Genomic DNA, 14,938 nt, shown 5'->3' on the forward strand with positions numbered 1-14,938 from the left:
AAGAAAGTGAGCGGTTTAAAAATAGGATTGGTGACGTCCGCCAGTGACGAGGGTGAGCAGCTCGTCCAATTGTTGCACGCGCGGAACGCTGAAATAGTTTACAACATCACTCCAGAAGAAATTTCTAATCAGCATGTTGAAGACACTGAATTGCATGTCTGGCTGCTGAATGTGGATGATGACTCTTGGCATGATGCAATTGATCATCTGTTAGATGAGTCGGAAACCCCTGTTTATTTCAGTGAACCAGGTACTATCGCGAAACAGACGCACCCTGAGTATTGGTGTGGTAATTTAATTGAGCGTCTGTATGAAATTACTGGATTAGAAAAAACCGTTGAAGAAACCGAACCTTCGGCGGAAGTCATATCAAAGGAAACGCTAGAAGCCGCGGTTAGCGAAGAAAAACCTTCAACTGAAACAGAGCTCCAAAGTGATTCTTCTTTGTCTTCATCGTTAGATGAGCTGGAGATGTCGACCATTGGAATTCCCAGTGACATAGCTGCTGAGCTAGTATCTGAGCTGGAAACAATTTCGCCGGTACTAACCGAAGAACTTCCCAAGGTAGAGCCTGTTGCTGGCGTAACAGCTAGCGAAGACTCGATCGATGAAAATCAAATTGGTGAAGAGCTGATTGGTGAAGATCCTACCACCGAAGAAAAAACGCCAGAGACTAGTGAAAGTTCGCCAAGTGCCGGCAGGATTGGCACGACTGTACATATAGAAATCCCTGAGTTTGAAGAACAGAATTTACAAATTGATGAAGACACACAAACTGAAGAAGAGAGCATCAATCTTGACGATGATTCCAACATCGATGGAACAGAAACCGATTTTGAGCTGGAGCAGCTAGGCGACTTTGAGTTAGAAGACTTTGACAGTCAAGAAGATGAAACGACCGAGCAGGGCGAAGCCGAGCTGGCGATTGAAATTGATCTGCCTACCTTAGAAGAGCCGCAAATACCTGAGGTCGAAAGTGCATCTGATGAATTGGATGAGCTGGAAATTGAGTCCACAGATGATGAATCACTTGATTTTGAAATTGAATTAGCGGATTTTGATTCTGACCTTGAGTCGGAAGCAACTGAAACATCGGATGACTCTGGGGTTTTATCACTGGAAGAACCCGGCGAATCAAATGAGTTGTCGGATTTGGAAGATGTTGAAGTTTCATTAGAGTTGGGCCAAGAACCTTCGGTGCTAGACGCTCAAACCGAAATCAGCTTCGACGCTCACGAGTTGGAATCACCAGCGGAAACCCATGATGAAGCGCTAGAATCTAATACAGAAGAAGTAACATCTTCTGTTGGGGAACTGAGCCTGGAATTAGAAGATGTCGAAGAACAACAAAAGATAACCGGCAAAGCTCAATATGTCATCGATGAAATAGGTGAGTTACCCGAGGATAAAGCAAATAATCAGGAACAGGAAAAAGAACCTGAACCTAAAGAAGATTTTGGTGGGCTATCACTTGAACCCGTCGGGCAGGAAAGTACTACAGGGCGAGCGAACTTTCTGGGAGATTTGTCTGATTCAGAGCAAGACGCTGAACCAGAACAATTGAGCGCTGGGAATGAGCCTGAAGACCAAATTATAGAGCAGCATGAGTCGACAGAGTTATCAGAGCCGAAAAATGAAACTGAGCTTCAGCTGACTGAGATTGAAGGTGATGAACCTGAGTGGTTAAGTCAAAAAGACGCTGAGCAGCTCGCTACTCAAGATGTCGTAACAAGTTTGGAATCGGAAAGCGATCCCGTTGATGAAGAGTTTGATATTTCTCTAGAGTCGTTTGAGCTAGAAACTGGTGAAGAGTCTGAAGAAGCGTTTTTAAGTGAAGTCGAAGATAGCCAGGTTAAAGAAAGTCAGGTTCAAGAAAATCTGGTTCAGGACCTGGATAAAGAAGATTTAACATTAGAAGATTATGACTCAGATTCTGATAGCGCTGATCAAGACGTTTCCTTAGCAATTGAGCAGGCTCACGATACTGGTGAAATTGAAGTAGCTGCCGGTTTAGAATTGGATCCTGCCGCAATTTCAGAAATTGCCCAGAGTGCAATTGGTGATGCGCCTGTTGCTGAACAAGCCACTGAAGAAGCGGAGTACCAAGCGGAAGTTTCCGACTCAGAACAGATAGTTTCTGACCATGCTGTTTCTGAAGAGACGAATCCCGAAGAGACAATTTCTGATGAGGCGGTATTAGAGAGCGCTTTAGAGGAACCTTCTTCGGATAAGCTTGAATTAGAAGACTCTGCTTCCGATGAATTTGAAATTCCGATGCTTGATGAAACCGCCTCAGGAATTGAATTTGAAGAAAATACGGTTGCGCAAGTTGCATCTAAAAAGGCACCTTGTTGGGTGATCGGTGCGTCGCTTGGCGGGCCAGCAGCGGTAAAACGATTTATGCAGTGCTTACCGAAAGATATTCCGGCGAGTTTTGTGATTGCGCAGCATATTGACGAGAACTTCTTACCGGTCCTGGCTGAAATTTTAACTAACAATAGCCAGTTTGAAGTAGTCGTTGCTAATGGCAGTAATGAAATGCTGTCAGGAAAAGTTTTTCTGGCACCACTTAAAGGTAAAACCGTTTTTCTTCAGGATGGCTCGATGTTAGTCGACCACTCACAAAAGTGGAGTAGCCCTTATTCGCCTTGTATTGATGATGTGATTGATTCGGTCAGTCATGCGTATGGTGAACTTTCCGGTGCGATTATTTTTAGTGGGATGGGTGAAGATGGATTAATCGGCGCAAAAAAAATGCGTGAAAGAGGTGGGGTCGTCTGGGCTCAGTCTACAGACACTTGTGCTAACTCTTCGATGCCTGAAGCTGTTATTGACAATGGTGAAGTTGACTTTGTTGGATCGCCGGAACAACTGGCGGAAAAGCTGGTCGATTACTTGAATAGATAACAAATTATTCAATGTCATCAACTGCTGATAGTATTGTGGTATTAAAAGTATTACATTGATTAGCATTGCATTGTTGAATGATAGATTCAATTTTCAATCAGTGTATTGGGAATGCAGTTTTAACAATTAGAGGTTGAGAAAATATTATGGCGACAGAGAATAAAGAAGTTTATAGCTTGATGATCCCTACCGTAAAGGGAAATATATTGTTGCCAAACTCTAGCGTTGCTGAAATTGTTCCGTTCAGTAATGTTGAATTATTTGAAGAACAGGCTGATGCGCCTGAGATGCCGCAATGGTTTTTGGGGTATCTTTTGTGGCGTGGTCAGAATATTCCATTGATTTCAATTGATGTTATTCGTGGCGAGCCGGATCCTCAAGCAAATAAGCGTTCGCGTGTAGCTGTCGCGCACACATTAAATGCTAATCGAGAATTACCCTATATCGCGATTGTGGTACAAGGAATTCCTCGTTTGTCACATGTCACCCCGCAAAACATTAAGTACTTGCAAGAAGAAGAGCTTTCAGACGCAGAGAAAATGCGCGTTACGGTTGACAATATTGGTGCTTCGATTCCTGATTTGGACAAGCTCGAAGAATTGATAGTGGCCGTGCAGAGTGCCGCCTGATAAAAATAACCACAACACTTCTAACATCATTTCCTGGCCAATTGTTGCGATTGGCGCGGGGATTGGGTTTGTGCTCAGTTGGAGTGTCTTGTCCGGCGACTATCAAGGCCGAGTAAATCTTTTATACCTGCTGTTGGTTTACCTGGTTATTCCGATTTCCAGCTTAATTATCTCGCTCGTCTCATTAATCAAAGGTGACGGGATTAACCTGGCTCGCCTATTGGTGGCATTGCCAATTTGGTCGCAGCAAAAAAAGTCGACGTTTAGAAAGTTTCATCAGCTTAGCGTTGATAAGCATTGGTTTTTTCTACAAAGTCAGGCTGCCGCTTTAGCTTTTTCGGTGGCGAGTCTATTCTCATTCTTTTTATTATTAGTAGCGACAGATGTTAATTTTGTATGGCGCAGCACACTACTGCAGTCTTCGGACTTGTTGCCAGTATTAAAAGTGATTGCAACACCATGGTCGTTCTGGTCCGAAGCTCAACCGACAATTTCATTGTTACAAGCAACACAGGATTCCCGGTTGGTACAGGCTGACATGAACGCTGCGGCTTACGCTGGCTGGTGGCCATTCATTTTTGCGACGCAGCTCGTTTATAGTCTGTTGCCCAGAAGCATTTTGTTAATAGCGACAAGGGGTTGGTATTTAAAGTTAATTAAAACCGATTTTGAGCAACAATTGCAGTCTGAAATTAACCGACATTCGCCCAGAGCGCCCGAGACTTTTGAAATATCGCCTGTTGTTCATCAGTTACCCAACAATCAAATTGTCGTTAATAATTGGGGGGGACTCGATCTTAATATGTTATCAATATTGGATGAGCTTAACCTGAGTTCTGATAATGTCATTTGTGCAGGGCCAAATGCTTCCTTTGCAGAGCAAACTGTTGCAGAAAGATGGCGAGGTGAGCAACTGGTGCTGGTGAAGTCCTGGGAACCTCCGCTAGGTGAGCTGGCAGATTTTTTACAAAATAGTAAAGGATATCTCTTACCGTTAGATTGGGAAGAGCAGCGACTGATTAGTCCAAGAGAGAGTCATGTGCAAGAGTGGCAGCGGTTTGCTAAAAAACTTAAGCATTGGCAAGTTTATGTTCCTGAAAAACTCTCAACCAAAAATTGAAATAATGCTTAAACCTGTAACATTGAATCATTTTAGATTTAAAGAAAAATGTAGCCAGAAATGAAACGAGCAATTTTCGCAGTCGTCGGTCATCCCAACAAAGGCAAATCTTCGATTGTCTCGACCCTTTCACGCAACGATTCTATTGAAATATCCACACGTAGCGGCACCACCAGTCATTCTGGCCGGTATCGGGTTGAGACGGCGCATTCAGGCTATGAACTTGTCGACACGCCTGGTTTTCAGAGACCCAGAAAGGTCCTTGCCTGGCTGAATAAAAATTCTCCCGGCGCCGACCAACGTGCTAAAACGATTGCGGAATTTATTGAAGATCCGCAGTGTCGCCAAAACTTTCCTGATGAAGTTGAATTATTGAGCCCAATTGTTAAGGGAGCTGCTATTCTCTACGTTGTTGATGGTTCCAGGCCTTACGATGCGGAATATGATGCAGAAATGGAAATCTTGCGTTGGACCGGTCAACCCAGTATGGCGCTAATTAATCCGATTGAAAATGAAAAACATGTTGATAGTTGGAGCCAGGCACTCGCTCAATACTTTAAGACCGTGCGCATTTTTAACCCAATGGAGGCCGACTTTAGCAAGCAAATAGAGTTGCTAAAAGTATTCTCTCATTTGAACCCGAATTGGGCGGCCACTCTCAATGCCCTTACCGATGATTTACAACAACAAAGGTTGGCGCAAAAAAATAAGGCGGCATTATTGTTAGCCAGATTGGTAGAAGATTTATGCTTTTATCGTGAAAGTCAAAAAGTCCTTACTGAGCAGCAAGCTAAGGTGGCTCAGCCGCTTTTAGAACAAAAATATAAGGCCTGGATGGTTGCCAGAGAGGAGAAAGGAATACGCGAACTGATGGCAAACTACGCGCATTTTCAAGTAGATTTCAGCATCGATGATCTGAGTTTACCGCCTGATCTTTTTGATTGTGACCAATGGTATATGTGGGGGCTAGACAAACAGCAACTTGCGACTGCATCTGCTGTTGCCGGGGCCGCTGCCGGAGCGGCTGTAGATTTAGCTGTTGCAGGGCATAGTTTTATGTTGGGGGCTATTGGTGGCGGACTGGTTGGTTTTGGTAGCGCCTGGTTTGGTGCCGGAAAATTGGTTGATGTGAAGCTAAAAGGTCTCCCTTTGGGCGGCTTTGAGGCTTGTTATGGGCCGGTTAAAAATAAGAATTTTCCTTATGTTGTGATTGGACGTTTTATTCATATTTACAACCAGGTTAGCGATCGAAACCATGCCAAACGAGGTCGACTTGAAGTTTTGGCCACCGATTTTCAACAAAAGGTAATGACCCTGGAAAAATCCTCGCAGAAAGCACTACATCAGGCCTGCGATAAACTCGTTAAACAAAAAACCGTTGATGACCTGGCCAATATCCTGTTGGCGCTGTTTTGATCGGATTAGCAGGCCGGGAATCTTTGAGTTGGTGCCGGCTTAGCGTTTCTCAGAAGGATTCTTTTACAATTATCATGTCGACTCTTTTCGTCGATTTTTCTAATCTATGGATAGATAAACTGAACTTGGGATACCGTTCATAAACTAGAAGCTTGTCGCAAATTCGTTCAATATTACTGGTTAGTGGATATTGTTGAGCGGTGATAATGAGCGGTTGAGTGATATTGATGGGTTGGTGATACAAGGAGTGTTAAAAAGCAGACAGGTCATTAATCAAAATGAGGTACAGATTGACAGGGTTCTTCCGGTTTGTATTAACAGTCGTGTTGTGGATAGCATCGAGTTCTATGCTGTCATGGAAGGTTGCGGCTAATCCTCTTGCTCACTTTGATGTGCGATATACCCAAACGGAGTCCTCAACCCAAACAGAGTCCTCAACTCAGCAGTTACAGTCTTCAACTCGCTATATACAGCCCTCAACTCAACAAACTACTTCTTTCACTCAAGCGCAATCAGACGCCAAAACGCCCATCCGTAGTCATCACTATCAGGTGAATATCAACCCGCAATTGACTAAAGCAGAAGTTAAAGTATGTTTTGAAGGAAAGGCGCCAAAGTATCTTGCCGTTGATTATCGAAAGGCGACCAAAAAGCTAATCAAGTTTCCAAGTGCCGATAAAGGACATATTGAATTTCAAGGCCGCTACTGGAAAACTGAACGATTAGGCAAAAATGCCTGTATTGATTATGTTTCTGATATCTCCGGACATCTCAGAAAAGCGAACAAAGGGTTACCTAAAGCGACTAAACTCAGTTTCCAAAGCGACAATACCTGGCTTTGGCTGCCAGAAACCATCCGCGAAGACGAACGAACCGTTGTTCATTTTAACCTGCCACCAAAAATTAAAGTTTCAACACCTTGGCAATCACTTAATGATGATGGAACCAGCTTTGAAGTTGGTGGTACGCCGCATGATTGGGGATTTACCTTAATGATTGGAGAGTTTGACCTGGTGCAAACGCGCCTCAATCAGGGAGGGCAGCTTAATATTGCGATTCTTAAGCATCTTAAGAAAAAGCAGGCGCTGGTTTCATGGGTCAAAAATACAGCGGAGACTTTAGGCGGGTATTTGGGACGTTATCCCGTTGAACAAACGCAGATTATCTTGATTGAAAACGAGCGATATAAAAAAGGCCCGGTTCCCTGGGGCGATGTTAATCGGGGAGGTGGCTTTGGGATCCGCTTTGTCGTCGACAGCAATAAGCCGATTGCTGCTTTTTATGAAGATTGGACGGCTACTCACGAATTTAGCCATATTCTTATCCCTAAAGTTAACTACAGAGATATCTGGATGTCGGAAGGGTTGGCATCATATCTCCAATATTTATTAATGGCCCGAGCCGGACATCTAACTGAGCAACAAGCCTGGCAAAGACTGTATGAGGGGTTAGAAAGGGGGGTAAAAGGCGCAAAATCGAACTGGGATGAGTCACTGTCAGAAACTGTGGAAAATCGAGAGCGTGGCGGCTGGGGACGGTCAGGAAGAATAATGCGAATTTATTGGAGTGGCGCAGCTTATTTTCTTATTGCCGATTGGCAACTGAGAATGCGGTCCGATAATCAGCAAGGACTCTCCGACGTATTATTAAAATTTAATCAATGTTGTGCCGGAAGCTCTCAGGAGTGGGACGGAATTGATTTTGCTGACAAGCTTGATGAGTTATCGCAAACCAGAATTTTCAGCCGCTTATATCGAGAAGTCGCCAACGGTAAGAAATTCCCTGATTATTTGCGTGCATTTGATTCCCTTGGGATCCAGGTAGAAAACCAAAAAATTCGCCTGGAGTCAGGAGAAAAGGCAAAGTTACGTCTTAGCATTCTTAATCAACATCCTTGAGTTAAATCTGTAATCCACAACCTCTTGCCTCAACACTAGCGTTAAATGTTCGCTAACACTATGAATTTAAAGAAATTAAATGGGGTTGAGTCAGTTTTCATAAAAGGTCATTAATCGGTCTGAATCACCTGAAAAGAATCCACTTTTTTTGCTCAAGAATTATCGTTTTTCGCCGATACCATGAAGAGTGGGTTTGATAACCTGAATCTATTCCTCCGACTAACAGTCGGCGCTGTGCAGGTTAAACAAACATCAATAAAGACAATAAAGCAGGACACTAAACTCAATGCTAGACCAACAAAACTTGCAGCAAAAATCGCGATTAGGTCTTATTTTGATTAAACGTCAATATATTACTGAGCAGCAATTGCAGCTGGCGCTTAAGTTTCAGCAGCAACATGAAATGCGCCTTGGTGAAGCGTTGTTAGAGTTAGGTTTTATTGATGAAAAGCAGTTAAAAAGGGCATTGAGACGCCAAAGCTGGTTGCGGTCGATTACGGCTGGTGTTGCCTTGGTTCTCGCGCCATTTAGCCCCGCGTTCGCATCTAGTCAAGGTAATTTGGGGAGTAGTTCAACCGCGACCAGCGAAATCAGCGTTACGATTTTGCCTAAAACACTGGCAAACAGTTCTGGCAACATGAAATTTGATGGTGATAAGCCAAGTCAACTGAGTGAAGGTATTTGTACCAGTGATCTGGGGGTTGATATTTACCGTGTGACTGCCAGTGGTTCTGGTAAGAATGGCGGGTTTGTATTAACGGATAATCAGCAAAATCAGCTTGAGTATCAGGTCGCCTTTCAACATGAAAATAGCCAGTTTCATCACCTCAAAGCCCATCAATCATCAACTAATTTAAAAAATATACAATCCGGGGCAGATGCATGTCTTAATGCTTCGGCAAACCGGGTAAAAGTTTCCCTTGATCCCAAACAAAAACAGAGCAGTTCAGTATACTCCGGCGTTTTGACGCTAACTATTGCTGCTGAGTGATCTGCGGTGCTGTACGCAAACTGATTTTAGTGTTTTCTCGCCAGACAACCTTACCTTTTTTACCCCTACACGCTAATTCCGAACGCGGCTAAAGCGATTGACATTTAGTCAGTATCCTCGTGTAATAGGAAACTGCAGCAATCGCCTGGTGAAATATAAAGATATTTTAAAGTCGCGTAGGTATGTACCCTGCATCAGTGACTGCGCTTATTCGTCAGGCTATCAATTCAATAAAAAATCAGAGTCAATTTGTGCGTTATTTAATTATTATTTTTGGGATTCTTTTTTCGCAATATGCAAATGCCGGGTTATCTCTTAGCCAAGCTATCATTCATTTTGAAGACGATGGTAAACGTAGCGAAGATGTTGAGGTTTTCAATCAGGGGCAAGAAACACTTTATGTTCGTGTCGAACCGAGTGTGATCATTAATGCCGGGACAGAAAACGAAAAGCGTGAAGTTTATCGTGACCCTAAAGCAGCTGGTTTGCTGGTCACTCCACAAAGATTGGTGGTGGCGCCGGGAGCGCGCAAGCGTTTGCGTTTTGTGCGCCTTGATAATCCAAAGTCTGCGTCAATTGATAAAGTATTTCGTGTTTTGGTTAAACCTGAAGTTGGTGAAGTCAAAGCCAATCAAACGGCGGTGAAAGTGATAGTGGCTTATGAGGTATTAGTTTTGTCTCAGCCTGACAATGCGAAGCCTCAGTTAAAATCCAGTTTTGATTTCACTAAAAAAACTTTAACGGTATCTAATCTCGGCAACACCAACGTGTTACTTCAAAAAGGTTTTCAATGTCCTGAGGGACAGTCGACCGAGGATGCTGACAATCAATGTGTAGAACTCGTTGGTAAACGAATATACTCTACTAACACCTGGCAGGTTGAAGTTCCATTTACCACGCCGGTTACTTATCAAATTTCTACCGGACTGGATAATTCGCTAGTTACTTTTGAGCCAGACAAAAACACTCAAATTAAAACTAATCAATTAGATAACACGAATTCTAAAAATAACAATTAATTTATTCTAATAACTCTATGACTTCCGTTTTAATGCGTAGCCTGATAGCTATTTTGATTAATCTGATAGGATTAAGCTGCGCCAGCGCGCAACAGGCGAACACTAGCGAAAGCCCTGAGATTGAGACCCAGCAATCTCAAGCTCAGCAAAACGAAAATCAGCAGCCGCAACAACCCGTGATAACGACAACTGCGCCGGAAGGTTATGATGATCTTTTAGAGCCCCAATTAACGCTAGTTGATATTTTTTACAATGGCAATTTTGTCGGTTCTAGTATGGCGAGCTACTCGCCCGAAACCATCACTTTTGAGTCGCCGCAAGAGGTTGTTAGCTTACTCAGCAACATTCGTGATTCTGAGATTGTTTTAGCTGGGTTGTCATTGCCGCTTGCCACCAATCAATCATATGTATGTTTTTATCAGGGGCAACCGGGTTGCGGTGTTTTGACGCCCCGTGAAGTCGGCGTTATTTTTGATGAAAGTCGTTTACGAGTTGATATCTTCGTTAATCCTAGTTTGTTAGAAAAAACTCGTCTGTCTGTTGATCGCTACTTGCCTGTTTCAACTACCGGTGCTTCAATGATTAATCACTTTTCTTTGATTGCGTCCGGCGGAGAAGCCAGAGAGGAAATCTATACCGCCCAGTTAAGTAGTATCTTCAGTTACGATAATTATCGCGTGCTGGCGAATATTGAGTCGGATAATCAAGATGACACCCGTCTGGATCAATTATCTATGATCTATGAACATCGCGATATGGCTTACCAGGTTGGTTCGTTTAGAACCATGACTCAAAGCAGTGGTTTTTTCGGGCAACGTGATTTTCTCGGTTTTCGGATGCAATCAACGCTCGCGAGCAGGACCGATTTAGAGCAAGTTTCCGGTACTAGCATATTTGTTTTTTTAAACGAGCGTTCTCGCGTTGAAGTTTATAAAGATGGACAACTCATCGACAGCCGAATTTATTCTGCAGGAAATATTGAACTCGATACCCGAGACTTTCCACAGGGCGCATACACCGTTGAGCTTAAAATCATTGGGGCGAGTGGCCGAGAAAGAACTGAGGAACATTTTTATTCTAAATCATTACAATTACCGCCGACTGATGAGACTCTTTATTTTGTTGAAGTTGGCTATCCCGAAGATGACAAAACAGAGTCTTACCCTGTCGCGAAAGATGACGGGCTCGCGCGATTAGGATTTGTGACTCGTCCTACTGAGTATGCTGGATTTAGTGGGAGCCTAGTAAAAAATCCGGAGCAGGAAAGTATCGAAATCGGGAGCTATTGGTTAGGTAATCAGATTGAACTCCAAACTAACCACGCTTTCACTGGTGACGATGAACATGCTAATTATTATTTGTTGAGTTTGCGTCACCCTGACTTTTTTCTTTCAGCAAGTTATCGTCGAACTTATAGTGAAGAGTTGCCTGGACTGGACGACGACTTGCGTTTGATTGCGCCCAATTCCAGACAGACTTTAATTAATCTAGGTGTTCCGCTCGCTGATTCTATTTTAAATGTTTTTGCCAGGACAACTGAACAACAAGGTCAGGAGAATTATCGAGCACTAGGCGTTAGCTGGCGCAAAAATATATTTCGATCCGGAAAACTATTGCTTGATTGGACAGTCGACGCCACCAAAGAGATTGACGATCGAAGAATTGCAACGGGTTTAACGTTGCGCTTTTTGAGCAATCGGCTTAATGTTGATTCCAGCTTGATTTATCAACAGCAAAAGCGAGCACAGCTTTCTACCAACCATCTCGATAAAAATGTTCGTGTCGCTTATCGTAACCCTCAATCAAGTTTTGGCAGTGTTAACCACTCACTTGAATTGAATCAGACAATTGAACAAAGTAGCGCGACGTTCCAGTCTGAAATAAGTAACGACTACGGTTATGGAAGATTGGAAATTGATCATACGCGCGATGAAACCAACGCTTCGTTAGGCTCTGCAGGCGATGCTAGTCGTACCGGTTATTCACTGTCCAGCCAATTTAATTTTGTTACCAGCGGCGGAGAAATGACCGTTGGTGGCAATCGTCAAAATCGAGCCGGTGTTATGATTGATCTAAAATCGATTAAAGCGCCCGGCCTTTCGTTTGCGGTTATCATTAATGAGGTGGAGCGAACTCGGGTGAAAGCAGGGACCAGCTCTTTCGTCGCGCTTTCACCTTATCAATCTTATGAACTGGTGCTGACACCCATTGGTGAGACACTCGTTCAGTTTGACAATGCGCCACGTAAATTTACCCTATACCCAGGAAATGTTGAGAACCTAAGTTGGCAAATTAAGCAAGTTAGAGTCATCGTCATGCAACTGATAGATAAGAACGATAATTCTTTCGCCAACGCGAAACTCAGAGATACTAAGAACTATGCGCGCACTGATGATCTTGGTTGGGTTCAGATGGAAGTGTCAGGTACTGCTGAGTTGCTATTTATTGACGGGGAAGAGCGAGAATGTCGAGTCGTGATTGAGCAGAGTGAACTCAGTGAAACGGTGAATTTTTTAGGTGTTAAAAACTGTCAATAGTTTTTCTGATTCTAGTTTGTTAGATTGTTATTGTAACTGTTTTTGTTATTGATTTTTTATGGGCTGACGAGAAATAAATCCGCTCTACTCTGGGATCACCGTCACTGTTAACAGTCCGATGTACCTTCCTGGATTTGCAGCTTGTAAATCTCTACGCCGAAATCGAATATCAATATTGGCGTTCAGTCCACCAGGACAGTCGAGATCATCACTTGCATTATTTTGATTGGCGATTGGTATTCCGGGAGACGCTGTTGTCCCACCACGTCGTCGCGGTCGATCATTGAATCTGACACGATAGGCTAACGTATCAACACCATTGCTTACTTCGAAAGCACCTCCTGCACCGCTTCCCCAAAAAGTCACCTGGTAATTTTCGAGGGGAATTGCATTAATGCAGATATTATCGTTGTTTCTTAAATTGCCGAATCCACTGTATAAACCGAAGTTAAAATCGTCGAGATTAGATATTTTAGCATCGCCAAACAGACACGGCGAAAATAGACCAAAAAGACTGGAAGCTAAGAATGTTTTTATGAATTTTGTGTTTATCACATTCATTGGAATACATTCATGACAGGGACGAGCAAATAACAAAACCAGGCCAGAAACAAGTTCTGGCCTGGAAAACAATTCATCTTATCAATAAATTGAGTAACTTATTCTGGCGCTACAACAATTGTTAAGGTGCCAGTATAGGTTCCTGCTGGAGCTGCTGCTAGATCGCCGTTTGCAACGGTTACGTTTAGCGAAACATTATCTGCTCCACCGCAAGTGTCACTGGTTGTATTTGCACCTGTTTGACCGGTCAATGCTGTTCCTGTCGCCATCGCGGTAGTCGTTGCGCCGTTAACAAATTCTACAGCGTAAGGAAGAGTGTTTGCACCACTTGCTAAAGTGTATGCGTTGGCCGCGCCGCTGCCACTCATATTGATGTTGTAGTTTCCTGCGCCATTTCGATAAACACAAAATGTATCTGAACCAGATAAATCACCAGCGCCGCCGTTGAAATTGCCCAGGTTGATATCGTTAAGATTGCTTACACGGACTAGATTGTCGATATCTAGAGAAATAATCAGGTCACCAGTTGAAGTGGCGCCTAACGTACCTTGAGTTGCTGCCATCGCTGAGGTGGAGGCAACTCCTAATGCGAAAATTGAAGCTTTTACTAATCGAGCATATTTCATTTTATTACCTTTTTTGTCATCACATCAAAAAACGAACTAGAGATTGATCTGACTTTTTTCAACCTCAGTACCCTCAAACACCCTGTTTACTGCGCCGCTCCTTAGACTGACTTTTACCATCAGTATTAATATTAACCAACTTATTAAAGTAATACAATAAAAAAAAGATATAACTTGTTGATTTGAAAGGATAAAAAAGTGACATTAATTGTCTGTTAAGGTGCCGATTTTTGTCACTTTTGTCAAAGATAGGTTATGAAATAGCAATAACTTATTGAATTTTGTATTAAATCTTGAGATTTCCCTAGTTTCCTTTCAACTAAAAGCTGTCAAAAAATCGACAATTTTTGTTAGTTTGAGAAAATAAAGCGATAACTATTTGTGAATATTAACAATTACTGAAGAAGGAAAAGCGGAGTTAATCACGTTTTTTAAAAAATATTTATCAAAGCAACACTCAAAAGTCACCAAAATGTGATTGTAGTACAGCAATACTGGCGAGCCCGGCTGTTTCTGTACGCAGTATCCTCGGCCCTAGTTGAATTCCCCTGATCTCAAGGGATTCCAGTGCTTGTAAATCAGCGTTTGAAAAACCACCTTCAGGTCCGACAAAAAGATTGAGTGAAGTAATTTTTGGTAAATCTTGTACTCGGCTAGTGGCTTTAGGTTCTAAATATAAGTTAAGACATTCATGATCTTGTTTAAGTTTGTTAATATTAACCGCTGAATTTACCACCGGGATGATAGCGCGACCCGATTGTTCACTGGCACTGGTGGCAACTTTTTGCCAATGGGTTTGTTTTTTTTCTAATCGTTTATTGTCTAGTTTGACATTACATCTTTCAGTAAAAATAGGCGTGAATTGGCTAATTCCGAGTTCTACTGCTTTCTGAATGATCAAGTCCATTTTTTCACCGCGGGCTATACCTTGAAATAAATGAATGCTGAGGGGAGATTCGTTTGCCGGGTTTTCCTTCGATGTAACGGTGACAGTTCCCTGTTTTCCGTTTATCTCGGAAATTTGTGCGTGATAGTCGAATCCATCACCATTGAACAGCGTGACTTCAGAGCCGACGCGATATCGTAATACTTGAATGCAGTGGTGGTTTGCTTCTTTTGGCAGCTGGATTGATTGTCCTACGATTAACTCAATGGGGGAATAGAATCGGTGGCTACGCATATTTGAGAAAGTTGAAGTATGTTATAAAACGTGTGCGGCAGAAGCTAGTTAGCC

Annotated in this window: 11 protein-coding genes; 8 read left to right on the forward strand and 3 right to left on the reverse strand. The window is 42.8% G+C overall.

Annotated features, from left to right (window positions below):
- Positions 1-6: 6 nt before the first annotated feature.
- From FLL46_RS05715 to FLL46_RS05750, 8 genes are all read left to right on the forward strand, one after another.
- Positions 7-2,907, forward strand: a complete 2,901-nt coding sequence (locus FLL46_RS05715) for a chemotaxis protein CheB (protein ID WP_142892511.1) — start codon at positions 7-9, stop codon at positions 2,905-2,907.
- A 146-nt stretch (positions 2,908-3,053) separates the two neighbouring features.
- On the forward strand, positions 3,054-3,536 hold the full coding sequence (locus FLL46_RS05720; protein ID WP_142892512.1) for a chemotaxis protein CheW: 483 nt from the start codon (positions 3,054-3,056) through the stop codon (positions 3,534-3,536).
- The gene (locus tag FLL46_RS05725) at positions 3,526-4,656 is read left to right on the forward strand and encodes a DUF2868 domain-containing protein (RefSeq protein WP_142892513.1); all 1,131 of its coding nucleotides are present in this window, start codon (positions 3,526-3,528) and stop codon (positions 4,654-4,656) included. The genes FLL46_RS05720 and FLL46_RS05725 overlap by 11 nt, the downstream gene beginning before the upstream one ends.
- A gap of 60 nt (positions 4,657-4,716) precedes the next feature.
- Positions 4,717-6,072, forward strand: a complete 1,356-nt coding sequence (locus FLL46_RS05730; RefSeq protein WP_142892514.1) for a GTPase/DUF3482 domain-containing protein — start codon at positions 4,717-4,719, stop codon at positions 6,070-6,072.
- Positions 6,073-6,350: 278 nt separating this feature from the next.
- Entirely contained in the window at positions 6,351-7,970 is a 1,620-nt protein-coding gene (locus FLL46_RS05735; protein ID WP_142892515.1) for a hypothetical protein, read from the forward strand.
- A gap of 286 nt (positions 7,971-8,256) precedes the next feature.
- A complete protein-coding gene (locus tag FLL46_RS05740) occupies positions 8,257-8,961 on the forward strand; it encodes a cyclic di-GMP-binding domain-containing protein, MshE-related (RefSeq protein WP_142892516.1) in 705 nt (234 codons plus the stop codon).
- A gap of 182 nt (positions 8,962-9,143) precedes the next feature.
- Entirely contained in the window at positions 9,144-9,980 is an 837-nt protein-coding gene (locus FLL46_RS05745; protein ID WP_142892517.1) for a fimbrial biogenesis chaperone, read from the forward strand.
- Between the two features lie 32 nt (positions 9,981-10,012).
- Complete coding sequence (locus FLL46_RS05750) at positions 10,013-12,517, forward strand: TcfC E-set like domain-containing protein (RefSeq protein ID WP_168204063.1); 2,505 nt, start codon at positions 10,013-10,015, stop codon at positions 12,515-12,517.
- 84 nt (positions 12,518-12,601) lie between these two features.
- Here the strand turns inward: FLL46_RS05750 and FLL46_RS05755 are convergent, their stop codons facing one another.
- The 3 genes from FLL46_RS05755 to FLL46_RS05765 all read right to left on the reverse strand — a co-directional run bounded on the left by FLL46_RS05755 (position 12,602) and on the right by FLL46_RS05765 (position 14,884).
- Positions 12,602-13,078 (reverse strand): hypothetical protein, encoded by a 477-nt coding sequence (locus tag FLL46_RS05755; protein WP_142892519.1) that lies wholly within the window; start codon positions 13,076-13,078, stop codon positions 12,602-12,604.
- Positions 13,079-13,176: 98 nt separating this feature from the next.
- The gene (locus FLL46_RS05760; protein ID WP_142892520.1) at positions 13,177-13,704 is read right to left on the reverse strand and encodes a hypothetical protein; all 528 of its coding nucleotides are present in this window, start codon (positions 13,702-13,704) and stop codon (positions 13,177-13,179) included.
- A gap of 457 nt (positions 13,705-14,161) precedes the next feature.
- Positions 14,162-14,884 (reverse strand): 16S rRNA (uracil(1498)-N(3))-methyltransferase, encoded by a 723-nt coding sequence (locus FLL46_RS05765; protein ID WP_142892521.1) that lies wholly within the window; start codon positions 14,882-14,884, stop codon positions 14,162-14,164.
- Between the last annotated feature and the right edge of the window lie 54 nt (positions 14,885-14,938).

The sequence above is a fragment of the Aliikangiella coralliicola genome (genome assembly GCF_007004725.1).
GTDB classification, from domain to species: domain Bacteria; phylum Pseudomonadota; class Gammaproteobacteria; order Enterobacterales; family Kangiellaceae; genus Aliikangiella; species Aliikangiella coralliicola.